The organism is Halobacterium jilantaiense, from assembly GCF_900110535.1.
GTDB lineage: Archaea > Halobacteriota > Halobacteria > Halobacteriales > Halobacteriaceae > Halobacterium > Halobacterium jilantaiense.
Map to the genome: position 1 here is coordinate 2286483 of NZ_FOJA01000001.1, position 24532 is coordinate 2311014.

Here is a 24532-nt window from a genome sequence, read left to right on the forward strand (position 1 = left end):
CACATGAGTTACAACGACACCTGGCAACCGAAGACCCGCCTCGGCCGCCTCGTCCAGGACGGGGAGATCGAGGACATGTCGGAGGCCCTGAACTCCGGGCTGCCGCTGAAGGAGCCAGAAATCGTCGACCAGCTCCTGCCGGGGCTGGACGACGAAGTGCTGGACATCAACATGGTCCAGCGGATGACCGACTCCGGCCGACGCGTGAAGTTCCGCTGCGTCGTCGCCATCGGCAACCGCGACGGCTACGTCGGCTACGCGGAGGGCCGCGACGACCAGGTCGGCGGTGCCATCCAGAAGGCCATCGAGGTAGCGAAGCTGAACATCATCGACGTCTCCCGTGGCTGCGGGTCGTGGGAGTGTGGCTGTGGGCGTCCCCACACCGTCGCGCTCAAGTCGACCGGCAAGGCGGGCAGCGTCGACGTGGAGCTCATTCCTGCGCCGCGCGGCCTCGGGCTGGCGGGCGGTGAGACCGTCCGACACGTGCTCGAGCTCGCCGGCATCGAGGACATCTGGACGCGCTCCTCCGGGAAGACGCGGACGACCGTGAACTTCGCGAAGGCGACGTTCAACGCGCTCCGCGCGACCTCCGAGGCTCGCGTGCCCCAGTACGCTCGCGAGCAGCGAGAGGTGATCGAGTGATGCAGGCGGTTGTCCAGATCCGCGGCGAGGTCAACATGCAGCAGGACGTCGTCGACACGCTGGAGATGCTGAACATCCACAACGTCAACCACTGCGCGCTCGTTCCCGAGACCGAAACGTACTCGGGGATGGTCGCCAAGGTGAACGACTACGTGGCGTTCGGTGAGCCGAGCGAGGACGTCCTCGCGGAGCTGCTCGAGAAGCGCGCGGAGCCTGCCGAGGGGTCCGCCGACGTGGACGACGAGTGGCTCACTGAACACACCGAGTACGACGACGTCGCCGACCTCGCGGGCGCGCTGCTCGACGAGGAGACGACGCTGCGTGACGCGGGCCTCGCGCCCGTGCTCCGTCTGCACCCGCCGCGGGGCGGCCACGACGGCATCAAGCAGCCCGTCAGCGACGGCGGCCAGCTCGGGAAACACACGACCGAGGAGATCGACAGTCTCCTCACCGAGATGCGATAACCATGACCGACAAGAAACGACGACAGCGCGGCTCTCGAACGCACGGCGGCGGGACGCACAAGAACCGCCGCGGCGCCGGTAACCGCGGCGGTCGCGGTCGTGCGGGTCGCAAGAAACACGAGCAACACAACTACGAGGACGTCGGCAAGAGCGGCTTCAAGCGGCCGGAGAAGACCGACCGAGATGTCGCGGAGGTCTCCGTCCAGGAGCTCGACGAGGACATCGCCCTGCTCGCGGAGGAGGGCATCGCCGAGGAGACGGAGTACGGCTACCGCGTCGACGCCCGTGACGTCGCCGACGACGGCTGGGACGCCGACGTGGTGAAGGTGCTCGGCGGCGGCCAGCTCTACGAACAGCTCGAAGTGACGGCGGACGCGTTCAGCGACACCGCCGTCGACCTCATCGAGGGCGAGGGCGGCGACGCCGTCGTCTCCGAGCGAGCGAGCGAGGACGACGAGGAGTAACCTATGGGATGGAAGGAGGCTGCTGCGCCGGTCCTCACGCGGATGCCCTCGGTCCAGCGACCGGAAGGGCACGTGCCGTTCCGCCGGAAGATGTACTGGACGGGGGGAATCCTCGTGCTGTACTTCTTCCTGACGAACGTCCCGCTCTGGGGCATCGAAACCGCGGGCGACGACTTCTTCGGGCAGTTCCGGAGTCTGCTCGCCGGTGGTCAGGGTACCGTGCTCCAGCTCGGTATCGGTCCGATCGTCACGGCGAGTATCGTCTTGCAGCTGCTCGGTGGCGCGAACCTCCTGGGCTTGGACACGGACAACGACCCGCGTGACCAGGCCATCTACCAGGGCCTCCAGAAGTTCCTGGTGTTCGTGATGATCGTGCTGACGGGCGCACCGATGGTGTTCCTCGGGAACTTCCTGCAGCCGAGCCAGCAGCTCGCCCAGTCGATTCCGGGCGGAGCGCTCGGTGTGGAGTTCCTCATTTTCGCCCAGATCGCGGTCGGTGGCATCCTCCTCCTGTTCATGGACGAGGTCATCTCGAAGTGGGGCGTCGGGTCCGGCATCGGGCTGTTCATCGTCGCCGGCGTGAGCCAGAGCCTGGTCGGCGGGCTCGTGTTCTGGGAGGGCGGCGTCGGTAGCCAGGGTCTGATTCCGACGTGGTTCGACATCGTCGCCGGGAACGTCTCGAACATCCCGCCGTTGCTGTCGATGGACGGGGTGTCGTTCCTGCTGATGCAGGCCGGGATTCTCGGACTGCTGACGACGCTGTTCATCTACGTCGTCGTCGTGTACGCGGAGAGCGTGCGCGTCGAGATTCCCCTGAGCCACGCTCGCGTGAAGGGTGCCCGGGGCCGGTTCCCGGTGAAGCTCATCTACGCGAGCGTCCTGCCGATGATCCTGGTTCGCGCGCTGCAGGCGAACATCCAGTTCCTCGGCCAGATCCTGAACTCGACGATGGCGTCGCTGCCGACGTGGCTCGGCGTCTACGACGGGAACGGACAGGTCGTGGGCGGGATATTCTACTACCTGGCACCCATCTACAACCCGCAGGCGTGGATGTGGTGGACGGCCGGGACGAGCGCCGAGCCGTGGCAGGTCCTCATCCGCATCGCGGTGGACCTGACGTTCATGATCGTCGGCGGTGCCGTCTTCGCGGTGTTCTGGGTGGAGACCGCGGACATGGGGCCGGACGCGACGGCACGCCAGATTCAGAACTCGGGGATGCAGATTCCCGGGTTCCGGAAGAACCAGGGCGTCATCGAGAAGGTGATGGAGCGGTACATCCCGCAGGTCACCGTCATCGGTGGTGCGCTGGTCGGGCTGCTCGCCGTGATGGCGAACATGCTCGGAACTATCGGGAACGTCACCGGCACCGGCTTGCTGCTGACGATTTCCATCACCTACAAGCTCTACGAGGAGATCGCGGAAGAGCAGATGATGGAGATGCACCCGATGATGCGGGAGATGTTCGGCGGCGGCGACTGACCGCGGGACACTCTTTCTCTCCGTTCGCGCTGGCTGCGTAGCGATTACTGGGGCTAGCGGTCCCGAATCCGAACGCTTATCCTATTTTAGGGCTGCCTAAAATCTATGCGCGGGAGACTGACGCGCCGACGGTACCTGATGGGGGCGGCGGCCAGCAGTGCGCTGCTCGCCGGCTGTGCGAGCCCCGAGTCGGACGGCGACGAGAACACGGACGACCTGACCACGGCCGGCCAGCGAACGGACGCAACCACGACCACCGGGTCGGCGGACTACCAGGCGTCACTGGCTCCGATGGGCGATGTCACGTTCGAGCAGCCGCCGGAGAACGCCTTCGTGCTGTTCCCCCAGTACGCCGACATGGCGGTCGCACTCGGCCACGGTGACGCCGTCAACTCCATCTACGTCCCGCAGATGAGCGGTCCGACGATGAACAACTACTACGACCGCCTCGACGGCGTCGGCTTCGATTACGAGGGGCTGCCGGACCCGCTCGGTGACGGCCTCGACCCCGAGGAGTTCTATGACCTCGACAGCGACGTCCACTTCCTCGACCCCGCGTACGTGCGCACGCAGGACGGCTGGGACGAAAGTGATATCGCGGACATCGCGTCGAGCATCGGCCCGTGGTTCGGGAACTTCTACAGCGGCACGCACGCCCAGCCTCACGAGGCCTACCGCGACGACTACGAGTACTACACGCTCTGGGAGCTGTTCGGCCGGGTCGCCGACGTGTTCCAGGAACGCGAGCGCTTCGAGGCGCTCCGGGGGGTCCACGAGGACCTGCTCGCGACCATCGAGTCGGAGCTGCCGCCAGAGAGCGAGCGTCCGACGGCCGTCCGCGTGACGTACAGCGAGGGCTCGTTCTACACGTACCACCTGAACAAGCCCGGGTACTGGCTGGCCGACACTCGGCCGCTGGCCGCCCACGACGCGTTCGCCGACGAGGACTGGTCGAGCCTCTGGGGGACGGTCGGTTACGAGACGATGCTGGACGCGGACCCGGACGTTATCCTCCACCTCTGGGGCGCGACTCCGAACTACGACATGACAGACGTCCGCGAGCGCCTCCGGAATAGCGAAACCGGCGGCCGGCTCTCCGCGGTGGAGAACGACCGTGTGTACGCGTCGGGAATGCGCTACCAGGGCCCCATCATGAACCTCTTCCAGCTCGAGATGACCGCCAAGCAGCTCTACCCGGACGTGTTCGGCGAGTGGCCCGAGTACGAGGGCGGCTCGTACCCCGAGATTCCCGAGGCCGAACGCCTGTTCGACCGCGACGAGGTCGCGCGCATCGTCACCGACGGGGCCTGACTACCCGGAGTCGCCACTGGCCGTCGGGTTGCTGGTGCCGAGCGCGCGCCGGCCGAACCGAACCACGAGTCCCGCACCGAGCAGGTCGAAAACCAGGTCGCCGAGCGTGTCTCTCCGCCCGTAGTGGACGAGCAGCGGCTCGAACCCCAGTCGGTCGGCGACGGCGTGGACCGCGTACTCGAGCAGTTCCCAGAACACACCGAGCGCGAGTGTCACGGTCGTAATCGTCGCTGCGCGGGCCCGGGGGCCGGCCGCCGCGGTGTCGCCGTCACCGGACTCCGCGTGGAGGGCGAGGTCTGTCGCGCCCGCGACGACGACGCCAGAGAGCGTGTGCGCGAGGTGGTCCCACCACCACACGCGGTCGTAGGGTCCGAGCATCCCGAGCGTGTGGACGAGCGCCGACAGGGACACCCAGAGCCGGTGCCAGGGCCGCAGTCGGACGCCGTACCTGGCTTCGAGCGCACGCGGCAGCGCAGTGAACGCGGCCGACACGACCGCGTTCACGACGACTGTCGGGTCGCGGCGGCGGACGCCCGCGGCGAGTGCGACACCGATACCGGCCTTGACGACGCGGTTCGCCAGAGCAACGCCGTCGACGCCCGGTCTCGACCGCCTCGACGCCCCGGTATCGCCGTCGTTCATCGCTGCTTCAGGGTCGGAGGTACGCGTACCCGTCGTTCTGGAGGCGCGTCACCTCGACGGCACCCTCCGGCACTGTCTCGACGCCGTCGACGAGGTCCGACTCGTCGAGGCTCGCCGTCTCGAGGGTGTTCGCACAGCCCTTGAACGGGACGCCGTCGTCGAGCAGCGAGCGGACGCGGTCCGCGTACTCGCCGTCGGCGGTCACGGCTTCGATGCCACCGGACTGCGCGACGACCGCGACTTCGTCGATGCTGTCGCTCTCGTCGGCGAGCATGTTCTCCGCGACGGCCAGCGCGGTCTCCTGTTCGGCCTCGTCGCCGGAGCTCAGGTGTACGACGCTTCGCATACGCGTACGACGGGCGAGAGCGACTAATGCCGACTGCCTGCACTGACCAGCACTCCTCCGTCCCGCAACTCGACGCGGTCGCGGCTGACGGGCGGGCTACAGTCACGTCTCGAACTCGAAGCGCGCGCCGCCGTCCGCGCTCTCCGTCAGCGTCACGTCCCAGCCGTGGTTCTCCGCGGTCGTGGCGACGATTGCGAGCCCGAACCCGGTGCCGCTCGTGGTCGTCGTGTACCCCATCTCGAAGACGTCTTCGCGGTTGGTCTCGCGGATACCGGGCCCGTCGTCCGCCACGTAGAACCCTCGCCGGTCGTCGAGTTCGCCGACGCGAACCGTCACCGCTGCGGACTCCCGGAACGCCCCGTCGGGCTGGACCGGCCGTTCGGACGGGACGACGCTCTCCGGGGTGCGCGACGCGTGGTCTGTCGAACCGTGTTCGACAGCGTTCCGGAAGAGGTTCTCGAAGAGCTCCTGGAGACGGCTGGGGACAGCCGTCACCCGGCAGTCGTCGGTGTCGATGTCGACGTTGGCGTCGCCGGTATCGACAGCGTTCCAGGCCGCAGCGGCGGCGTCCTGAAGCGGGACGGCCTCGGGGTCTCGGCTGTCGGGGCCGTCGCGGGCGAGCGTCAGCAGTTCGTCGAGTATCTCGTCGACGCGGTCGAGGGACTCCTCGACAGTGACGAGCGTGTCCTCGTCGCCGGTCTGCCGGTAGCGCTGCAGCCACCCCGTGGCGACGTTCAGCGGGCTCCGGAGGTCGTGGCTGACGACGCTCGCGAATTCGTCGAGGCGTTCGTTCTGGGCTTCCAGTTCGCGGCGTCGCCGGTTCCGTTCGGTGACGTCCCGGAGTACGCCGATGGCTCCCCGGAAGTCGCCGTCGTGGGGGCGGAGCGCGAGGTGGCACTCCACGACTCTGGTCTCGTCGCCGTCGGCCGGGTGGACGCGGAACTCGAATTTGCCCTTGTCGTGGTCGTTGTCCGAGGACAGCAACGCGGCGACTGTCTCCCGGTATCGAGGGACGACTTCGCGCTCGAAGATTCCGTCGTCGACGAGCTCGGGGACGCTGTGGTCGCTGAGTTCGTCGTAGGGGAGTCCGAGCAGGTCGGCCGCCTGACGGTTGCCGTCCACGTAGTTGGCCGCTTCGTCGAGGATGAACACCGCGTCCGGCGCGGTCTCCACGATGGTCTCGGCGCGCCGTCGCTGCCGTTCGCGCTCGCGGCGGTCGGCGACGTCTCGGCAGATGGCGAGCACGGCGGGGTCGTCCTCGTAGGTGATGGTGGCTGCAGTGAACTCGATTGGGGTTCGGTCGCCGTCGGTGGTCAGCGCCTCGAACTCGTAGCGCCGCTCGGGGTCGCCGCCGGCGAGTCGGCGTTCCAGCCGGGAGAGGACTGTCTCGCGGTATTCCGGCGCGACGACGTCCGCGACCGGCGTCCCTTCGAGGGACTCCGGGTCGGAGTCGAGGATGGCGGCACCCTCGGAGTTCGCGAACTTCAGGACGCCGTCCTGGGCGACGAACACGCCGTCGTTCGCCTCCTCGACGACGGTCGCGTACTTCTCCTCGCTCTCCCGGAGTTTGCGTTCGCGGCGGCGCTGCTCGGTGACGTCCCGGACGACGCCGGCTGTCCCCCGGAAGCCGCCGTCCTCCGGGAGCAGGCCGACGTGGACGTCGAGGTGGTCGACGCCGTCGGCCCAGTGCTCACCAGTCAACGACACGGTCGCGGACTCGCCGTCACCCTTCATGAGGCGTGAGACGACGCGGGTCCCCTCGGCGAAGTCGTCGTCGGTCATCAGCGTCGACGAGTGGCTGCCGACGAGGTCGTCTCGGTCGCGGCCGCTGAGTTCCTCGAAGGCGTCGTTGACGAACGTGATGACGCCGTCTTCGTCGGTCGTGTAGACGGGGTCGCCGACGGCCTGAACGATGGTCTGGACGCGCGCGAGTTCGCGCTCTCGGCGTACGCGGTCGGTGATGTCGGTGAACGAGGCGACGACCCGGTCGACGCCGCCGTCGTCGTCGAAGATGGGCGCGCAGTGCATCACGAGGTACTTCTCCCAGCCGTCCGGGAAGACGACCGCGAGCCGTTCGCCGTGCAGCGGCTGGCCGCTGTCGGCGACCCGGCGGGCGGGATGGTCGTTCCCGCCGAGCGGGTCGCCGTCGAGGTCTGCGAGCGTCCAGTCGGGGTCGGCGGGGAACTGCGCGTCCTTCAGTCCGAGTGTCGCCTGCGCGCGGTCCGTGGCGGAGGCGACGCGGCCGTCGGGCTGGAAGACGACGGACCCCGGAGTGGTGGCGAGGACCTGTTCGAGGAGGTGTTTCTCCTCGCGGAGCGCGGTCTGCGAGCGCCGCTTCTCGACGGCGTTGCGCACGCGGTTGGCGAGGACGGTGTACTGGTCGGTTCCGGTGTCCTTCTGGAGGTAGTCGGTGACGCCCGCGGAGATGGCGTCGCTCGCGATTTCCTCGTCGCCTTTCCCGGTGAACAGCATGAACGGGAGTTCGGAGTGGGCCTCGCGGACGACTTCGAGGAACTCCAGGCCGTTCATCCCGGGCATGTCGTGGTCCGAGACGATGCAGTCGACGGTCGCGTCCCCGAGATACTCGAGCGCGGATTCGGCGTCCGGCCGGGTCGTCACGTCGAAGTCGTCGTCTTCCCGTTCGAGGTACGTCGCGGTGAGGTCCGCGAGCGCGTCGTCGTCCTCGACGAGGAGGACGACGATGGGGTCCCCTGACACGGTCGTCATTTGTACCCGATGTATTCTGGGGGCCAATAAACGTTGCAGTCGCTTCCGACACGCACTTGACGGCGGCCGTCCAGTCACCGGACATGCAACGCGGGGGCCGAAACTAGTGCGCATCCTCATTGTCGGCGCCGGCGAGGTCGGGTCGAGTATCGCGGGCAGCCTCGCGGGCTCCCACGAAGTCGTCGTCGTGGACCGGGACGCCGACCGAGTCGAGTCTATCCAGTACAGCGAGGACGTCCTCGGTGTCACCGGCGACGGGACCGACCTGGACGTGCTGCAGGAGGCCGAGGTGGCGGCGGCCGATGTCGTCATCTCGGTGACGAACAGCGAGGAGACGAACCTCATCGTCTGTGCCACGGCGAAGACCCGGAGCGACGCGTTCACCATCGCGCGCGTCGAGCAGACGAACTACCTCGACACGTGGCAGGCCCACCAGGGAGCCTTCGGTGTGGACTTCCTCGTCTGCACGAACCTCCTGGCGGCCCAGACCATCGTCCGCATCGTGGGGCTGCCGTCGGCCCGCGACGTGAATCCGTTCGCGGACGGGCGCGTGGAGATGGCCGAGTTCGACGTGCCGGACGGGAGCCCGCTCGCGGGGCAGACCGTCGCGGAAGCCGACCGCTTCGACGAACTCACGTTCGTCGCCGTGATTCCGGCCGACACGGACGACGCCCAGATTGCCGGCGGAGACACTGTCCTCGAGCCGGGGTCTCGCGTGGTCGTCGTGGGCCTGCCACAGACCGTTCGGGAGTTCGCCCGGACGCTCTTCACCGACGGGGAACTCGACGAGGTCGAAGACGTGGTCGTCGTCGGCGGGTCGAAGACCGGTGAACTCACCGCCCACCTGCTCGTAGAGCGCGGGCTGTCGCCGCGCGTCGTGGAGGTCGACGACGAGCGCGCCCGGGACCTCGCGGAGCGAGTGCCGAACGCGACTATTCTCTCCCACGACGCCACCGACCCGGAGTTCCTGACGCGCGAACACGTCCAGGACGCGGACGTGGTGGTGGCGACGCTCGGCAGCGACGAGCGGTCGCTGCTGGCGGCGCTGCTCGCGAAGCGCGTGGGTGCGGACCGCGCCATCGCCGTCGTCGACCAGCCGCGGTACGTGGAGCTGTTCGAGGCGGTGGGCGTGGACGTCGCTGTCAACCCCCGCGAGGTGACCGCGGAGGAAATCACCCGGTTCACGCGCGAGCGACGCGCGGAGAACGTCGCTATCGTCGGCTCCGGCGGCGCTGAAGTGCTGGAGGTCGAAATCACCGACGAGAGCGTGCTCGCGGGACGCACAATCGAGGCGGGCGTCGCCGACCTGCCGGCGGGCGTCGTGCTCGGAGCCATCACGCGGGACGACGAACTCGTGACGCCGCGCGGAGACACAGTCGTGGAAGTCGGTGACCACGTCGTCGCGTTCGCGCAAGCGGACGCAGTCGACGAAGTCACCTCGAAGCTATGAGGCTCAGAGTCGACTGGCGGGCGAGCGCGGCACTCGTCGGCACCGTTGTGAAGTGGCTCTCGGTGCCGCTGCTCGTGCCGCTGGCGGTGAGTCTCTACTACGGCGACGGCGGCGTGGCGGCGTTCGTCGTGACCATTCTGGTGGCGCTCGCGGTCGGTACCGCGATGGAGCGGGTCGGCGACATCCAGAATATCGGCAGCAGGGAGGGGTTCCTGATGGTTGCGGGCACGTGGCTCGCGGTGAGCATCGTCGGTGCCCTCCCGTACCTCGTGGCGGCCCACGGCATCCCGGGCGTGGCGGCAGCGACGGCTCCCATGTCGAAGCTCGCGAATCCCGCGAACGCGCTGTTCGAGACGATGAGCGGCTTCACGACGACGGGGGCGACCGTCCTCGGGGAGATATCGTTCGACAGGCACTCCCACGGCATCCTCATGTGGCGGCAGCTCACGCAGTGGCTCGGCGGCATGGGGATTGTCGTGCTCGCGGTCGCCATCCTCCCCGAACTCTCGGTCGGCGGCGCGCAACTGATGGACGCCGAAGCGCCCGGGCCGGGCATCCAGAAGCTCACGCCCCGCATCGCGGAGACGGCGCGCGCGCTCTGGCTGGCGTACGCCGGCATCACGGCCGTCGAAGTGCTCCTGCTGTTTGGCCTCAATCAGGCCGGCTTCGCGGACAACATGGGGCTGTACAACGCCGTCGCCCACGGCTTCACGACGATGGCGACGGGCGGCTTCAGCCCGGAGGCGAAGTCTATCGAGGCGTTCACCGGTATCGTCCAGTGGGTCATCGTGCCGTTCATGTTCGCGGCGGGGACGAACTTCGCGCTCATCTGGCAGGCGCTGACCGGCGATCTGGACGAACTGTTCGGGGACGCCGAGTTCCGGTTCTACGCCGGCGTCTCGGGCGTCTTCACGGCTGTCATCGCCGGCCTGCTGTTCGCCGGCCCGACCCTCGACGTCGCGGTCGGCCCGGTCGCGGGCGAGGCGGAGGTGTCGCTGCGACACGCCGCCTTCCAGGCTGTCTCCATCGTCACCACCACGGGGTACGCGAGCATGGACTTCGCCCAGTGGGGCGAGCCCGCGAAGTACGTCCTCTTCCTCGCCATCTTCGTCGGCGGGAGCGCGGGCAGCACCGGCGGCGCGGTGAAGATGGTGCGCTGGCTGGTCATCATCAAGAGCCTCAAACGCGAGCTGTTCACGACCATCCACCCGGAGGCCGTCGAGCCGGTCCGGCTGGGCGGCCGAGCACTCGACGAGTCCGGCGTCCGCGGCATCTACGCGTTCACCGCCGTCTACTTCGCGCTGTTCGCGTTCGGGACGGTGTTCGTCGCCATCGACGCGTCGCGCATCGACGAGACGCTGTCGGCCATCGAGGTGATGAGCGCCGTCGCCGCCACCCTCGGGAACGTCGGGCCGGGGTTCGGCATGGTCGGCCCAATGGGGAGCTACGAGCCGCTGACGAACGCCACAAAGCTCCTGATGGTCGGTCTGATGTGGGTGGGTCGACTAGAAGTCATCCCCGTGCTCGTCCTGTTCACGAAGTCCTACTGGCAGGACTGACAGGACGAATCTGGGAGTGCAGCCGGCCGCTGGGGGTGTGGCGCTGACGGGACCCCGTACCGTCGGCTAACGCTGGACAGAAGCTCTACGCTCTCGAGTGGAAGAGACACCAGCCGGTACCCCGGTATCCCGCAGTTCGGCGACCACCACGGGTACGGTCCGGGTAACAAACCGCGGCGAGCGCCGGCGTAGTGGCATGACCTCCGAAGAGACGACGCGGAGTCGAGCGAAGGGGGCGAGCGAGCGCGTCTACGCGGTCGCACTCCGCGCGCTGGCCGCCGTCGTCGTCCTCCTCTCGTTCGCCGGGCTCGCGTACCTCGTCTACGAGGGGCGAATCGACGGCGGCGCGCTCCTGCTGTACGCCGGCGTCATCCTCGGGTACGTGTTGAACATGGCGTGGCGGCAGCGGTAGCCGGCGTCAGACCTCGACCGCCCACAGCCGGAAGTCCTCGGGGAGTCCGTAGACCTCTCGGAAGACGGCGTCGACGAACTGGGCGACGCGCTCGTCGTCGGCCTGCGCGTCGACGCGGACGTTCGTCGACGGCGTCTCCTCCGCTGTCTCGGGGTCGACGGTCGTCCGCTCGGACACCGTGAACGCGCCGTACCGGCCGAGGAGGTCGCTCAGCGCGTCCAGCTCGGGCTGGGTGCAGTCGAGGTTCAGGGTGCCGTCGGCGAACTGCACCCACGGCGGCAGGAACTCTGGGTCGTCACTCGGGTCGTCGGCGGCCTCGACGGTGCAGAACTGGCTGTCGCGCTCGCGGTGGGCGGCGACCGTGTCGGCGACGAGGTCGATGCGGTCGGCCTCGCTGTCGGCGTCGAATCGCGTCATACCGGGAGTTGGCGGCCCACACTCATATCAGGCCGGGTGTCCGCGTCGCGGTACTGCGACGATTCAGCCGGGAACGACACGCCCTTAATCGGGGCGGCTGAAGGTGGCGTATGAGCAACCCGAACCTACTCCTGCTGGGCGCACCGGGCGCTGGGAAAGGCACGCAGAGCCGACGACTCGTCGACGAGTTCGGCGTCGAGCACGTCACCACTGGCGACGCGCTCCGCGCGAACAAGCAGATGGACATCAGCCACCTCGACGTGGAGTACGAGACGCCGGGCGAGTACATGGACGCCGGCGAACTCGTGCCCGACGAAGTCGTCAACGAGATCGTCAAGAGCGCACTGGCGGACGCCGACGGCTACGTCCTCGACGGCTACCCCCGCAACGAGAGCCAGACGGAGTACCTCGACTCCATCACGGACCTCGACGCCGTGCTCTATCTGGACGTCGACGAGGAGGAGCTGGTGGGTCGGCTGACCGGCCGCCGGGTCTGCGAGGACTGCGGTGCGACCTTCCACGTGGACTTCGACCAGCCCGAGGAGGCCGGCGTCTGCGACGAGTGCGGCGGCGACCTCTACCAGCGCGAGGACGACACGGAAGAGACAGCGCGAGAGCGCATCCAGGTGTACGAGGACAACACCGCGCCCGTCGTGGAGTACTTCCGGGAGGCGGGCGTGCTGGTCGAAATCGACGGCGAGCAGACGCCCGACGAGGTCTGGACTGACGTCCGGGACGCGGTCGCAGAGCGCGACGACTGACGGCCCCACAGGACTATACGCCACGGCGACGATTCGACGGCCGTGCTGGACGCCAGCGTGACTGCCAGTGTCGTGGACGGCGACCTCGAACTCGCGTTCACCGTCCGGAATACGGGCGACGAGCCGGTCGAGTGTTCGTTTCGGGACGGCCAGCGCGTCGACGCCGTCGCCGAACGGGACGACGACAGCGAGCGTGACGCCGACGAAGTGTGGCGGTACGGCGACGGCCGACTGTTCTCGATGGCGCTCGGGACGGAGACGATTCCGACCGGGGGCGAGGCGACGTTCGACGCGACGTGGCACGACCCCGACCCCGGCGAGTACCGGGTCAGGGTGTGGCTCGCCGCGACCGACGCCGACGCCAGCGCCGAGACGCGAGTATCGGTCGCGTGACCCTCCCGCGCGACCGACGGTCGCGAGCGCCGACTCCGGTCAGGGTTCCGTAAGCGATTCAAGCGGTCGTCGCTAAGACCCGGACGAGATGGCACGAACCGCGGAGAAAGTACGGTCGCTGGTCCGCGAGGACCCCGAGATGGCGACCATCCTCGAGGACCTCCTCGACCACGACGGCGAGCTCCAGTGGCAGGACGTCAGCGGCGACGTTTCCAGCGGCCAGTGGGGTCGCCTCCTGGAGAAGGACATCCTCGTGGAGGGCGACGAGGGGTTCCGGTTCGCCGACCCCGAGGGCGTCGAGGACGGACTCGCACCCGACGACGGCGGCGACGACGACTCCCCCGAGAACACGTCGTGGTCGACGTACGACAAGCTCGCGGGCGTCGGCGCTGTCGGCGCGATGATCGGGTACAGCTACTCGCCAATCCGGAACGGCATCGGCAACTCGATCGACATGCTGCTCGGCCCGCTCGACGCGATGCTGCCGTTCTACGTCGTGATTCTCGTTCTGGCGGTGCTCACGGGCCTGTACTCCACGCTCCTGCAGGCGAATCTGACGGACATGGACAAGATGTCGGAGTACCAGGAGCGCGCCCAGGCGCTTCAGGACAAGATGTCCGCCGCGAAGGAGCGCGGCGACGAGGCCGAGGTCGAACGCCTCCGCGAGGAGCAGATGGAAGCGTTCGGCGACCAGGCGGGCATGCTCAAGGAGCAGTTCCGGCCGATGGTGTGGATCATGCTGCTCACCATCCCGGTGTTCCTCTGGATGTACTGGAAGCTCGGCACCGGCCGCGTCCCCACCGAGGAGCTCAACATGACGCTCCCGCTCATGGGTAACGTCGACCTCCAGAACGGCCAGGTCCTCGTGTTCCCGGCCTGGATTGTCTGGTACATGGTCTGCTCGTTCAGCTTCTCGAACGTCATCCGGAAGGCGCTGAACATCCAGACGTCGCCGACGTAACGCGGTTCCTGTACGAGCCGCGACCGACGGCGGTCCTCGCCCCAAGACGTTCACTGTCGCCGCGACGCGCGGTTCAAAACCTCTTTGTCCCGGCCGCTCCCAGCACGGATATGTTAGTCACCATCTCCGGGCCACCGGGGAGCGGGAAGAGCACGGTCGCGTCGACACTCGCCGACCACCTCGGGTACGAACACATCTCGGGTGGCGACATCTTCCGCGGGCTCGCCGAGGAGCGCGGCATGAGCCTCGAAGAGTTCAACGAGCTCGCCGAGGACGACCCCCAGATCGACAAGGACCTCGACCGACAGCTCCGGGAGACCGCACGCAATCAGGACGACGTCGTTCTGGAGTCCCGGCTCGCGGGGTGGATGGCGGGCGAGTACGCCGACATCAAAATCTGGCTGGACGCGCCGATGGGCGTGCGGGCGCGCCGCATCGCCGAGCGCGAGGACAAGACGCCGGCGGCGGCGCGCGCGGAGACCGAGAAGCGCGAGAACTCCGAGACGCAGCGATACGAGGAGTACTACGCCATCGACTTCGACGACATCACTATCTACGACCTCTCGGTGAACACTGCGCGCTGGGGGCCGGACGCTGTCACGGACATCGTTCTGGACGCCGTCGACGCCTATCAGGCCGAGCGCGACGAGGGCCCGACGCCCATCGAGAACGTCCAGTACCAGTTCTGAGATGATTCGAGCCCCGCCCGAGGACCGCGACCCCGACGCCGTCCTAGAGTTCGGCGTCGTGAACCTCGACAAGCCGCCGGGACCCTCTGCCCATCAGGTGTCCGCGTGGATTCGGGACATGGTCGGCGTCGAGAAGGCCGCCCACGCCGGCACCCTCGACCCGAAAGTCACGGGCTGTCTCCCAGTGCTCACCGGGGCTGCCACCAGACTCGCGCCCGCGCTGCTGGAAGGTCCGAAGGAGTACGTCGCCGTCCTCGAACTCCACGACGACCCGCCCCGGAACTTCGAGGCGGTCGTCGCCGACTTCGAGGGCGATGTCTACCAGAAACCGCCGAAGAAGTCCGCGGTCGCCCGCCGACTGCGCAGCCGCGAAGTGTACGCCCTCGACGTCCTCGACCTCGACGGTCGCCAAGCTCTGCTCCGCATCGAGTGCGAGTCCGGGACGTACGTCCGGAAGCTCTGTCACGACATCGGGCGCGCGCTCGGGACGAACGCCCACATGGGTCACCTCCGTCGCACCGCCACCACGCCGTTCGACGACACCGGCCTCGTCACGCTCCACGGCCTCTCGGACGCGCTCGCGTGGCTGCGCGACGAGGACGACACCGAACCACCGGGCACCGCGGAAGACGCGCTCCGCGCGGCCGTCCAGCCCGCCGAATGCGCGCTCACGCACCTGCCGAGTGTCACCATCGCCGACTCCGCCGCCCGCGAGGTCGCGAACGGCGCGCCGGTGTACGCACCCGGCGTCCTCGCGGCCGACGACGCCGACCGCGGCGCGCTCGTCGCCTGCCACACCGAAGCCGGGTCCGCGGTCTGCCTCGGCCGCCTCGCCGGCGACCCCGACGCGGACTCGGGCACGGTCGTCGACCTGGAGCGCGTCCTCGTCTGACGACGCTCGCCGCGCCGAAGCGAAGGCCTTAATGCCGGACCGCGCGTCGTTCCGAGTGCGGGACCGTGGGGTAGCGGTATCCTCGGCGCATGGGGTGCGTCGGACTCGAGTTCGAATCTCGACGGTCCCACTCAATTCCGTACTGCTCCCACACAAGTAGCAGCAGCGACGCTGGCGAGGCAGGCGAGCCGGAGTTGGGACACACGCGGCTGTTGTATGGTGGATGGTGGTTGGCGTGACGGCCTCCAGCGAGTACTACGCGGGCCGCGAGGCGGATACAAACACGACAGACGCGAAGGACCGCTGGAAGCGTTATCTGTCGTGATATCTCTGTCACCTCTCTGCCCACCCCAGTTTTCACTCCCGATAACCACGAGAGAGGACTTATACGCGAGCGATTTCTCCCTTGGTGGTGTAGCTAGATGTTCGAGTTTATCAACGACGAGGACGAGCGCGGTCAGGTCGGGATCGGCACACTCATCGTGTTCATCGCGATGGTGCTGGTCGCGGCGATCGCCGCCGGCGTCCTCATCAACACGGCCGGCTTCCTCCAGTCCAAAGGCGCAGCCACGGGCGAGGAAGCCAGCGCACAGGTCTCTAACCGTATCGACGTCGTCTCCGCATACGGCAACGTAACCGGCGAACAGGTGGACTACGTGAATCTGACAGTGCGTCAGGCCGCCGGTGCTGACAACATCAATCTCAGCAAGTCCACTATCCAGTGGATCGGCCCAGACAAGGCGACCACGCTGACGCACGACACGCTGGCAAATGCGACGGGTGGAAATAGTAAAGACAACTTCAACACCACCTCCGTCAAAGGCGACACCGACGTAGTGCTGGTGCAGCAGTCCGACCGTATTCAGGTCACCATGCATTCGGACACGCTCACCGGGAATCTCTCGGCGGGTGACGAGGTCCAGCTCACGCTGACCACCCAGTACGGCTCGAAAACCTCCTACTGGGCGAACGTCCCCGAGTCTCTGAAGGACAAGAACGCCGTCAAGCTGTAAGGCGCGGAGTCGCCTCGCTGCGTACCGCTCAGCGAGACCAACTCCACCTGGTCCACTTCCGTTTTCACCGCCCGTCGCACAAGTTTCGAATAGCCGCGGCTGCACGCGCATCGCGGCTCTACCGACGCGGTGGTCGGCAGAGCGACCCACCGCATCCACCTCGTACTTGGGGCCGAAGCAGCTCCGGAAGGAAGTGAGCCAGCGCGGCCGTGGAGCCGAGTGCCGGCGTATCAGGGGTTGAGTCCCGAGATGACGGCGCGAGCGAACACGAGGACGGGGATGATTTCGAGGCGGCCGATCCACATGTTCAGCGTGAACATCGCTTCGGCTATCGGTGACATCGACGGGCCCGTGATGCCCGAGGAGAGGCCGACGTTGCCCTGCGCGCTCGCCACCTCGAAGAGGGCGTCGGCGTAGCCGAATTCGGCACCGGTGAGGTTCACGAGGACGACGCTCGTCGCGACGAGGACGACCACCCAGAGCAGCGAGACGATGGCGGCTTCGCTGAACTCTCGTTCCATCGACTCGCGGTCGAGCGTGCGGTCGCCGATTCGCGCGGTGACGACCGCGCTCTCCGGGAGGAACACGCGGGAGAACTGCCAGAAGATGCCGCGGAGGACGGTGTACGCGCGGATGATTTTGATGCCGCCGACGGTGGATCCGGCCGCGCCACCGACGACCATCGCGCCGGCGACCAGCACTTTCGCGCCGGCGAGCCAGCGACCGATGGGGGCCGACTGGAATCCGGTACAGCTCAGGGCGCTCACCCACTGGAACGTCGAGTCACGGATGGCGTCCAGTTGCGCGGCGTCCAGTGACGGCACCGAAAACGGGAGGAACGACTGCGTGGCGAACGCGCCAGTCGTCGACGGCACGGTCAGGATGTTCTGGACCGAGAGGACCGCGACGCCGACCGCGAGCAGGGCCAACAGCCACCGCGTCTGGAGGTCGCTGACCAGCTCACCGAGGTCACGGTCCCTGAGTACCACGTAGTGGACCGGGAACGCGATGGCTCCGAGAATCATGATCGGCAGGAGGACCGTCTCGACGAGCGGCGAGTTGTACGTCGCAATCGAGTTGTCCGTCACCGAGAATCCGCCGGTCGTGAGCCCGGTCATCGCGTGGTTGAGCGCCTGCCACGCGATCTCGCCGAGGCCGAGCGACTGGCTGTACTCGCTGGTGCTGTAGTAGATGGCTCCGAACAGGAGCGCGAACGACAGCCCGGTGTAGCCGACGACGAGTTTCCAGACGGTACGGACGGTGGAGACGACGCTGGGGTGGATTTTCTCCTCGCGGGCTTCGCTCTGGTAGAGCGCGTAGCTCCCGCTGCCGGGGCGCGCGAGGATGGACACCGTGAGGACGATGACGCCGACGCCGCCCACCCACTGGATGAACGACCGCCACCACTGAATCGTCCGGGGCAGCGAGGGCTCGTGAATCGCCATCGTGAGCCCGCTGCCCGTCCACCCGCTCATGCTCTCGAAGAACGCGTGCAGCGGGTCCCGGAAGTACGCGAGACTGGACAGCGTCGTGGTGCCGCCGACGCGGAGTGAGTCCCACGAGGCGGTGTCTGTGGCGGCCGGCACGAACGCGTCCATCGCCGCGGGCGGCGTGAGCCACGCCGTCAGGAAGAACGGGAGCGCGCCGAAGACGGCGACCAGCAGCCAGCCGCTGGCGGCGATGACCATCCCGTGTTTCATCTTCGGGGCCGGCGCGTCGGCGAACACGTGGTTCGCCGTCCCGCCGACGGCGGCCGTCACGCCCGCCGCGAGGAAGCACGCGAGCGCGGCGTGGTACTCCCCGAACCCCAGCGCGACGACTGTGGTGACGGCCATCAGCCCTGCCTCCATCAGCACGAGCGACCCGACGTCGCGCGCGATGGTCCGCAGGTCGGCCGGGAGCCGTGCGTCGTTCCGTCCGGCCATCGTCTTAGTGGTCCTCTGCGTGGCCGAAGACGTCGGTCACCTCGGGGGTCGCGCCGTTCCGCGAGTACACCGTGAGCACGTCGTCCGCCTCGATGGTGGTGTCGCCCCGTGGCGTAATCGGCGGGCTGTCGCCGTTGCGCTCGATGGCGACGACGAGCGTGTCCTGCCCGAGCAGCCCTTCGCTGTCGGCTTCGCCCAGCGTCCGCCCCGCAATCGGAGCCCCCGATTCGACCGTGATTTCGAACACTTCCGCCTCCTCGCCGATGCGCATGAAGTCCACGATGGACGGCCGCTTGACGGCGCGGTACAGGTACTCCGCGATGAGGTGCTGGGGGTTCTGCATCGTGTTCACGCCGATCTGACGGAACAGGCCCATGTGCTCGGGGTTGTGGACGACGGAGACGACGTCCGGCACTTCGAGTTCCTGCGCGAGCAGACACACCATGACGTTCGTGGCGTCCTGGTCGGTGGTCGAAATCAGCGCGTCCGCGCGGTCGGCACCGGCTTCCTCCAGCGTCTCTTTGGAGGTCGCGTCGTCGTTGAGCACCAGACAGTCGTAGTTCCGGGAGGCGCGTTCGGCGCGCTCGTCGTCGCGTTCGATGACGACGACTTCGTTGCCACCGGCGGTGGCAATCTCGATGAGGGGCGCGCCGATGTCGCCCGCGCCGACGATGACGAGATACATTACTGACCGTCTTCAGAACCGACACCCGAAAGGCTACCGTTCTGGGCGGCGATCCTCCGGGACCGTCCGGCGGGTGCCCAGGTCACGTCAGGGGCGGTCGGCCGGAGTCGCCGGAAGTCACCAGACACTTACTGGTGCGTGGCGGGACCGGACGTATGTCTGCCCTCCACCGGAGCGCCGCGAGTCTGAGCGTCCTACTTGCTGTCGTCCCCGCGACCGTGGCCGCGCGGCCGGCTGCGGCCGCCCAGTCCACAGAGCTATCACCGCCCGTGCAGGCAGTCCTGGCGTTCGTCGCCACGCTGTTCGTCGGCGGCGTGCTGTTGTCGAAGGCCCCCCAGTTCGTGGACCAGAGCGTGGACCGCATCCGTGGCGAGAGCGCGGCGTGCTTCGTGTGGGGCGTGGTCGTACTCGTCATGTTCGTCGGTGTATCCGTGCTGCTGGTGTTGACCGGCTTCGGCATCGTGCTCTGGGTTCCACTCGCAGTCGGGTTCGTTGCGGTGGCGTTCGTCGGGAGCGCCGTAGGATACCTGGCGGTGTTTGACGGAATTCTGGACAGCCGTGTGCAGGCGCTCCTGGTGGGCGCAGTCGTCGCGGGCGCGACGAATCTGGTTCCGGTCCTGGGGAGCATCGTCGGGTTCGTCGTCGGGAGCCTGGGCCTCGGCGCAGTCGTCGAGTACTCCCGCGCGTAGCTGACCGGCCGCTTGCGGGGGCGCGTCACCGAACGCCCCGAGAAATCCGCCGCAGAAACGCTAATCACGGTTGCCGTGGTAACTAGGGGCATGCGAGTGCGCGAGGCGACCACTGACGACGTCGCATCGGTTCGGGCGGTCGCCGAGGCGTCCTGGGAGCGGGACTACGCGGACCTCCTGACGCGGGACACGGTGGCCGCCGGCGTGAACGACTGGTACGACGAAGCGACCCTCGCCGACCTGGTGACCGACGAACGCACGCCGGTCTACGTGGCGGAGACGGAGTCCGCGGGAGCCGACAGCGGGCGCGGCGACATCGCGGCGTTCGCACACGGCTACGTCGACGGCGAGACGGGCCACGTGCTGCGGCTGTACGTCCACCCCGACGAGCGCCGGTCGGGCGTCGGGCGGCGGGTGCTGGACGCGACGGTGGCTGCGCTCTCGGCCCGCGGGAGCGAGCGCGTGGAGGCGACGGTGCTGGCGGCGAACGAGCAGGGGCGGGCGTTCTACGAGGCCCAGGGGTTCGAGGAGGCGGGCGCGGCGGAGACCACTATCGGCGGGGAGACGTTCCCCGAGTGCCGGTACCGGCTCGACGACCCGTAGCGGCGCGCGTGCAGCCACCGTCGGCGCTGGAAACCACGCTGTCCGCGTGCGGCACCCACTCTGCCACCACTACTACGGCCGTCTCGCCGGTCCGTTCGGTATGAGAGACGACGAACCCAGCGGCACAGACGCGGACGTCGACGTCGACGTCGACGAGAACGGCATCCTCCAGTTCGGCATCGAGCCGGACCCGCAGACCGCCGAGTACGACCTGTTGACCGTGCTCGCCGACCACGAGGACATCGAGATGGACGACTTGCCCTCGCTGTACTCTGTCGTCGACCAGTTCGTCGGCGGGATGTTCGACGACCCGCCGAGCGAGTCCGCACAGCTCGAGATGACGTTCTCGTACGCTGGCTACCGAATCACGGTCACGCCGGGCGGCCACGTCACGATGGTCCCGGTCAAGGACTCGATGGGAGAGGCGACCGACGCGTAGCCGGGCCGGCGTCAGGCGACGTTGCGTTCGACGAGGTCGCTGCCGTCGGCGAACCGCCGGCTCGCCAGCGGGCCGACGTCGACGAGCGACGCGTCGCCGTCGAGGCAGAGCTCCGAGACCACCTGTCCAGTGGCGGGGGCGTGCTGGAAACCGTGTCCGGAGAACCCGGCAGCCGTCACGAACCCGGGGACGGTCTCCTCGACGACCGGGTGGTGGTCGGGCGTGACGGCGTACAGGCCCGCCCAGCCGCGCTTGATGCCGGACTCCTCGTCGAAGTACGTGGTGTAGTCGGCGGCGTGTTCCACGGCGTCGGCGGCCCAGTCGAGGTCGATAGACTGCGAGTAGCGGTCGGGGTCGACGGCGGGGTCGTCGCCGCCGAAGTGGCCGCCGACGAGCGCGGCACCGTCCCGCTCGGGCCGGAAGTACGACCCCGTGTCGAGGTCGACAGTGAGCGGCACGTCCTCGGGCACGGGACGGCTCGGGTCGACGACGGCAATCTGGCGGCGACGGGGTTCGATGGGGAGGTCGATGCCCGCCAGCCCCGCGAGCCGGCCGGCCCACGCGCCCGCGGCGTTCACCACGTAGTCGGCGTCGAGGCGGCCGTCGTCGGTGTCGACGCCGACCACCGACCCGCCGGTCCAGTCGTCCGGCGTCTCGGTGTCACCACCGACGCACGCTTCGGTCAGCACGTCGGTGACGGCGGTCTTCGTCCGGACGTCGACGCCCGCCTCCCGGGCGGCGCTGGCGTACCCCTGGACGGCGAGGTTCGGGTCGGCGAAGCCGTCCTCGGCGTGGTAGGTCGCCGCGACGAACCCCTCGGGCTGGAGGCCCGGGCAGTGCTCGACGGCGTCCTCCGGGTCGAGCAGGACGCTGTCGACGCCCCGTTCGTTCTGCATCACGACGTTCGCGCGGAACTGGTCGGCTGTCGCGTCGTCGCGGGCGAGGAAGAGGTAGCCGGGTCTCCGGTACGCGATGTCGACGCCGAAGCGCGCCTCGAAGTCGTCCCAGACTCGTCGGCTCGTCACCGAGAGGTCGACGTTGACGGCGGTGGAGAACTGGCAGCGGATGCCGCCGGCGGCCCGTGCCGTGCTGGCGTCCCCGAGCGACCCCTGCTCGCAGAGCGTCACGTCGACACCGCGTTCGGCGAGCGAGTGCGCGGCGGCGAGCCCGACGATGCCGCCGCCGACGACGACCACGTTCATGCGTGTAGTTCACACGACCCAGCCGAGATAAGTGTGTGGTTCGGGCGGGCGAACAGCTAACTCGGTGGGCCGACACCACTCCCGCATGGTTCTGGTACTGAACGACGGGGACGTCCGCGGCGTCCTCGACCTCGCGTCGCTGGCTCCGGTCGTAGAGCACGCGCTCGTCAAGCAGGGGGCCGGGGACGTCGAGCGTCCCGAGCGCCCGCACTACCCGGTCGGCGAGGGGCTCGGCGACGGGGACGAGCCCCTGGGGACGGGGCTCGCGATGCCGGCGTACGTCCACGGGGAACCGTACTTCGCGACGAAGCTGGTGAGTGTCCACGAGGACAACCCCGACCGCGGCCGCCCCACGGTCCACGCCCAGATTGTGCTCTCCGACGCCCGCACGGGCGAGCCAGTGGCCGTCCTCGACGGCTCGCACGTCACGAACGCCCGGACGGGCTGTGTCGGCGGGCTCGCCGCCCGCGACCTCGCCGTCGGCGACACCGTCACCCTGGGCGTGCTCGGCGCTGGCGCGCAGGCGCGCTGGCAGACCCGAGCAATCGACGCCCTCACCGACCTCGACGCGGTCCGCGTCTACTCGCCGAGCGACTCGCGGGCCGAGTGCGCGAGCGACCTCCGCGAGGACGGCATCGACGCGACGGCCGTCGGCTCGCCCCGCGACGCGGTTGTCGGCGCGAACGTCGTGGTGACGGCGACGACCAGCGCCGACCCGGTGTTCCCGGCCGACGCGCTGGCTGACGGCGCGCTCGTCGTCGCCGTCGGCGCGTACACGGCCGAGATGCAGGAACTCGACCCCGCGGTGTTCGACCGCGCCGCCCGCGTGTTCGCGGACGTCCCCGAGGAGGTGGCGGCGACCGGCGACCTCACGGCGACAGACCTCGACGAGTCCGACCTGATTCCGTTCTCCGCCGTGCTGCGCGGCGAACGCGGCCGCGAGCGCGGCGACGAGGCGCTGGTCGTCGAGAGCGTCGGCTCCGCCGTGATGGACGTGGCCGCCGCCACCGAGGTGTACGAGACGGCTCGCGAGCGGGACGTGGGCAGCGAGCAGCCGCTGTGAGTGGGGACGCGAGTTCGCGCCTCCGGGCCGCCGGGGTTCGTCGACGGACACCCAGAACGCCGCTCAGTCGCCACCGGGGGTCGCGGCCGACGGTGTGCCGACGCCATCGCTCGCGAGCACGTAGCACAGCGCCGTGAGCAGGGTCGTGTACCGGATGACCGCCGCCAGCAGCCCTTTGACGCCGTAGAGGAGGTCTAGCATGAACGTGTCGACGACGGCGACGAGGAGGTGCGCGAGCAGGAACCCGACCAGGACGATAGCCCCGATTCGGCGGCTCTCGGTCAGGAGCCGCGACGTGTCAACTGAATGGGTGCTCATACCGCCACACTCTGTCTGCCGGTCAATAACTGTTCGGTTCGGGCGAGATGCGTGCTCTGCGTTTCGGCCCCACGCTCACACGGGGACGTAGCGCACCGAGAGACTGTATACTACCGGCTACCACACCGGGGTTGCGAACAGCTATACGCCAGCCGACACACCGTCCCGGTGATGGCACACATCGCTGGCCTGCGCGTGTTCCCGGTGAAAGGCCTGGACGGCGAGGCCGTCGAACGGGCGGCGCTCCGGCCCGGCGGCACGCTCGCCGACGACCGCGCGTTCGCGCTGGTCGAGGGTGACGGCAACCCGGTCAACGCCAAGGAGTTCCCGGCGCTCCACGAGTTCCGCACCGACTACGACCCGGACGCGGGGACGCTGGCCGTCACGGGGCCGGACGGCGACCACCGCGAGTTCGGCCTCGGCACCGACAGCGGGCGCGCGGCGGCCGGAGACTGGTTCGCTGACCGGCTCGACGCGGCCCTCTCTCTGGTCCGAGCGGACGAGGATGCCGGGTTCGTGGACCGCCCGAGCATGGGGCCGTCGGTCGTCAGCACGGCAACGCTGGACACCGTCGCGTCGTGGTTCGACAGCCTCGGCACCGAGGGTGTGCGACGTCGCCTCCGCGCGAACGTCGAGGTCGGCGGCGTTCCGGCGTTCTGGGAGGACCGGTTCGTCGGCGAAGACGCGCCCACCTTCGAGGCCGGCGGCGTGCGCTTCGCGGGCGTGACGCCGTGCAACCGCTGTGTCGTGCCCTCGCGGGACCCCGATACCGGCGAGTCGGTCGCGGACTTCCGGCAGACGTTCCTCCGGGAGCGCGAGCGGTCGTTCCCCGAGTGGGCCGACTGGGACGCGTTCGACCACTACTACGCCGTGATGATTCTCGCGCGCGCCACCGGCCTCGACGGCGACGAGGTGCTCGCAGTGGGCGACGACGTGACGGTCCACGTCGAACCACCGGAGGGGCGCGAGTGACCCAGTGACCATCC

Annotated in this window: 27 protein-coding genes and 1 tRNA gene; 20 read left to right on the forward strand and 8 right to left on the reverse strand. The window is 68.5% G+C overall.

The genetic code is table 11. The features are described from left to right. Positions 1 to 3 precede the first annotated feature (3 nt). From BMW35_RS11905 to BMW35_RS11925, 5 genes are all read left to right on the forward strand, one after another. Positions 4 to 642 carry a 30S ribosomal protein S5 gene (locus BMW35_RS11905; RefSeq protein WP_089669654.1) on the forward strand — a complete coding sequence of 213 codons (639 nt, stop codon included), beginning with the start codon at positions 4 to 6 and terminating at the stop codon, positions 640 to 642. Next, on the forward strand, positions 642 to 1106 hold the full coding sequence (gene rpmD, locus BMW35_RS11910) for a 50S ribosomal protein L30 (RefSeq protein WP_089669655.1): 465 nt from the start codon (positions 642 to 644) through the stop codon (positions 1104 to 1106). The genes BMW35_RS11905 and rpmD overlap by 1 nt, the downstream gene beginning before the upstream one ends. A gap of 2 nt (positions 1107 to 1108) precedes the next feature. Then, positions 1109 to 1570: an uL15m family ribosomal protein gene (locus BMW35_RS11915; protein WP_089669656.1), complete on the forward strand. Its 462-nt coding sequence runs from the start codon at positions 1109 to 1111 to the stop codon at positions 1568 to 1570. 3 nt (positions 1571 to 1573) lie between these two features. After that, positions 1574 to 3049 carry a preprotein translocase subunit SecY gene (gene secY, locus BMW35_RS11920; RefSeq protein WP_089669657.1) on the forward strand — a complete coding sequence of 492 codons (1476 nt, stop codon included), beginning with the start codon at positions 1574 to 1576 and terminating at the stop codon, positions 3047 to 3049. A gap of 105 nt (positions 3050 to 3154) precedes the next feature. Next, entirely contained in the window at positions 3155 to 4360 is a 1206-nt protein-coding gene (locus BMW35_RS11925; RefSeq protein ID WP_089669658.1) for an ABC transporter substrate-binding protein, read from the forward strand. Here BMW35_RS11925 and BMW35_RS11930 read toward each other — a convergent pair whose 3' ends face one another. From BMW35_RS11930 to BMW35_RS11940, 3 genes are all read right to left on the reverse strand, one after another. Beyond that, the gene (locus BMW35_RS11930) at positions 4361 to 5002 is read right to left on the reverse strand and encodes a DUF2238 domain-containing protein (RefSeq protein WP_089669659.1); all 642 of its coding nucleotides are present in this window, start codon (positions 5000 to 5002) and stop codon (positions 4361 to 4363) included. A 7-nt stretch (positions 5003 to 5009) separates the two neighbouring features. Beyond that, the gene (locus BMW35_RS11935; protein ID WP_089669660.1) at positions 5010 to 5348 is read right to left on the reverse strand and encodes a DsrE family protein; all 339 of its coding nucleotides are present in this window, start codon (positions 5346 to 5348) and stop codon (positions 5010 to 5012) included. A gap of 102 nt (positions 5349 to 5450) precedes the next feature. Then, positions 5451 to 8075 (reverse strand): hybrid sensor histidine kinase/response regulator, encoded by a 2625-nt coding sequence (locus tag BMW35_RS11940; RefSeq protein WP_177170836.1) that lies wholly within the window; start codon positions 8073 to 8075, stop codon positions 5451 to 5453. A 106-nt stretch (positions 8076 to 8181) separates the two neighbouring features. Here BMW35_RS11940 and trkA point away from each other — a divergent pair, with 106 nt between their 5' ends. The 3 genes from trkA to BMW35_RS11955 all read left to right on the forward strand — a co-directional run bounded on the left by trkA (position 8182) and on the right by BMW35_RS11955 (position 11496). Next, positions 8182 to 9525: a Trk system potassium transporter TrkA gene (gene trkA, locus BMW35_RS11945; RefSeq protein WP_089669662.1), complete on the forward strand. Its 1344-nt coding sequence runs from the start codon at positions 8182 to 8184 to the stop codon at positions 9523 to 9525. Next, positions 9522 to 11084, forward strand: coding sequence for a TrkH family potassium uptake protein (locus BMW35_RS11950; protein ID WP_089669663.1), 1563 nt, complete (start codon positions 9522 to 9524; stop codon positions 11082 to 11084). The genes trkA and BMW35_RS11950 overlap by 4 nt, the downstream gene beginning before the upstream one ends. Positions 11085 to 11280: 196 nt before the next feature. Beyond that, on the forward strand, positions 11281 to 11496 hold the full coding sequence (locus tag BMW35_RS11955; protein WP_089669664.1) for a hypothetical protein: 216 nt from the start codon (positions 11281 to 11283) through the stop codon (positions 11494 to 11496). 6 nt (positions 11497 to 11502) lie between these two features. Here the strand turns inward: BMW35_RS11955 and BMW35_RS11960 are convergent, their stop codons facing one another. Next, the gene (locus BMW35_RS11960) at positions 11503 to 11913 is read right to left on the reverse strand and encodes a DUF7975 family protein (RefSeq protein ID WP_089669665.1); all 411 of its coding nucleotides are present in this window, start codon (positions 11911 to 11913) and stop codon (positions 11503 to 11505) included. Positions 11914 to 12023: 110 nt separating this feature from the next. Here BMW35_RS11960 and BMW35_RS11965 point away from each other — a divergent pair, with 110 nt between their 5' ends. The 7 genes from BMW35_RS11965 to BMW35_RS11995 all read left to right on the forward strand — a co-directional run bounded on the left by BMW35_RS11965 (position 12024) and on the right by BMW35_RS11995 (position 16622). Further along, a complete protein-coding gene (locus tag BMW35_RS11965) occupies positions 12024 to 12674 on the forward strand; it encodes an adenylate kinase (RefSeq protein WP_089669666.1) in 651 nt (216 codons plus the stop codon). 42 nt (positions 12675 to 12716) lie between these two features. Further along, the gene (locus BMW35_RS11970; RefSeq protein ID WP_177170837.1) at positions 12717 to 13067 is read left to right on the forward strand and encodes a BsuPI-related putative proteinase inhibitor; all 351 of its coding nucleotides are present in this window, start codon (positions 12717 to 12719) and stop codon (positions 13065 to 13067) included. 88 nt (positions 13068 to 13155) lie between these two features. Next, on the forward strand, positions 13156 to 14028 hold the full coding sequence (locus BMW35_RS11975; RefSeq protein ID WP_089669668.1) for a DUF106 domain-containing protein: 873 nt from the start codon (positions 13156 to 13158) through the stop codon (positions 14026 to 14028). 110 nt (positions 14029 to 14138) lie between these two features. After that, entirely contained in the window at positions 14139 to 14717 is a 579-nt protein-coding gene (gene cmk, locus BMW35_RS11980) for a (d)CMP kinase (RefSeq protein WP_089669669.1), read from the forward strand. 1 nt (position 14718) lies between these two features. Then, on the forward strand, positions 14719 to 15609 hold the full coding sequence (locus BMW35_RS11985) for an RNA-guided pseudouridylation complex pseudouridine synthase subunit Cbf5 (RefSeq protein ID WP_089669670.1): 891 nt from the start codon (positions 14719 to 14721) through the stop codon (positions 15607 to 15609). A gap of 59 nt (positions 15610 to 15668) precedes the next feature. Further along, positions 15669 to 15739 (forward strand) — tRNA-Pro (locus BMW35_RS11990). A gap of 292 nt (positions 15740 to 16031) precedes the next feature. Continuing rightward, positions 16032 to 16622, forward strand: a complete 591-nt coding sequence (locus tag BMW35_RS11995; protein ID WP_089669671.1) for an archaellin/type IV pilin N-terminal domain-containing protein — start codon at positions 16032 to 16034, stop codon at positions 16620 to 16622. A gap of 230 nt (positions 16623 to 16852) precedes the next feature. Here the strand turns inward: BMW35_RS11995 and BMW35_RS12000 are convergent, their stop codons facing one another. Next, the gene (locus tag BMW35_RS12000) at positions 16853 to 18547 is read right to left on the reverse strand and encodes a potassium transporter TrkG (RefSeq protein WP_089669672.1); all 1695 of its coding nucleotides are present in this window, start codon (positions 18545 to 18547) and stop codon (positions 16853 to 16855) included. 4 nt (positions 18548 to 18551) lie between these two features. After that, positions 18552 to 19232, reverse strand: coding sequence for a potassium channel family protein (locus BMW35_RS12005; protein WP_089669673.1), 681 nt, complete (start codon positions 19230 to 19232; stop codon positions 18552 to 18554). A gap of 155 nt (positions 19233 to 19387) precedes the next feature. Here BMW35_RS12005 and BMW35_RS12010 point away from each other — a divergent pair, with 155 nt between their 5' ends. The 3 genes from BMW35_RS12010 (at position 19388) to BMW35_RS12020 (ending at position 20963) form a co-directional block, all read left to right on the forward strand. Continuing rightward, positions 19388 to 19921 carry a DUF8173 domain-containing protein gene (locus tag BMW35_RS12010; protein ID WP_143052197.1) on the forward strand — a complete coding sequence of 178 codons (534 nt, stop codon included), beginning with the start codon at positions 19388 to 19390 and terminating at the stop codon, positions 19919 to 19921. Between the two features lie 90 nt (positions 19922 to 20011). Further along, a complete protein-coding gene (locus tag BMW35_RS12015) occupies positions 20012 to 20524 on the forward strand; it encodes a GNAT family N-acetyltransferase (protein WP_089669675.1) in 513 nt (170 codons plus the stop codon). A gap of 100 nt (positions 20525 to 20624) precedes the next feature. Continuing rightward, positions 20625 to 20963 carry a HalOD1 output domain-containing protein gene (locus BMW35_RS12020; protein WP_089669676.1) on the forward strand — a complete coding sequence of 113 codons (339 nt, stop codon included), beginning with the start codon at positions 20625 to 20627 and terminating at the stop codon, positions 20961 to 20963. An 11-nt stretch (positions 20964 to 20974) separates the two neighbouring features. On the opposite strand, the gene BMW35_RS12025 is transcribed toward BMW35_RS12020, so the two are convergent. Then, entirely contained in the window at positions 20975 to 22165 is a 1191-nt protein-coding gene (locus BMW35_RS12025; RefSeq protein WP_089669677.1) for an NAD(P)/FAD-dependent oxidoreductase, read from the reverse strand. A gap of 85 nt (positions 22166 to 22250) precedes the next feature. Between BMW35_RS12025 and BMW35_RS12030 the strand changes: the two genes are divergently transcribed. Further along, positions 22251 to 23228 carry an ornithine cyclodeaminase family protein gene (locus tag BMW35_RS12030; RefSeq protein ID WP_089669678.1) on the forward strand — a complete coding sequence of 326 codons (978 nt, stop codon included), beginning with the start codon at positions 22251 to 22253 and terminating at the stop codon, positions 23226 to 23228. A 63-nt stretch (positions 23229 to 23291) separates the two neighbouring features. Here the strand turns inward: BMW35_RS12030 and BMW35_RS12035 are convergent, their stop codons facing one another. Further along, entirely contained in the window at positions 23292 to 23546 is a 255-nt protein-coding gene (locus BMW35_RS12035; protein WP_089669679.1) for a hypothetical protein, read from the reverse strand. A 171-nt stretch (positions 23547 to 23717) separates the two neighbouring features. Between BMW35_RS12035 and BMW35_RS12040 the strand changes: the two genes are divergently transcribed. Further along, positions 23718 to 24518 carry an MOSC domain-containing protein gene (locus BMW35_RS12040; RefSeq protein WP_089669680.1) on the forward strand — a complete coding sequence of 267 codons (801 nt, stop codon included), beginning with the start codon at positions 23718 to 23720 and terminating at the stop codon, positions 24516 to 24518. The last annotated feature ends 14 nt before the right edge of the window (positions 24519 to 24532 follow it).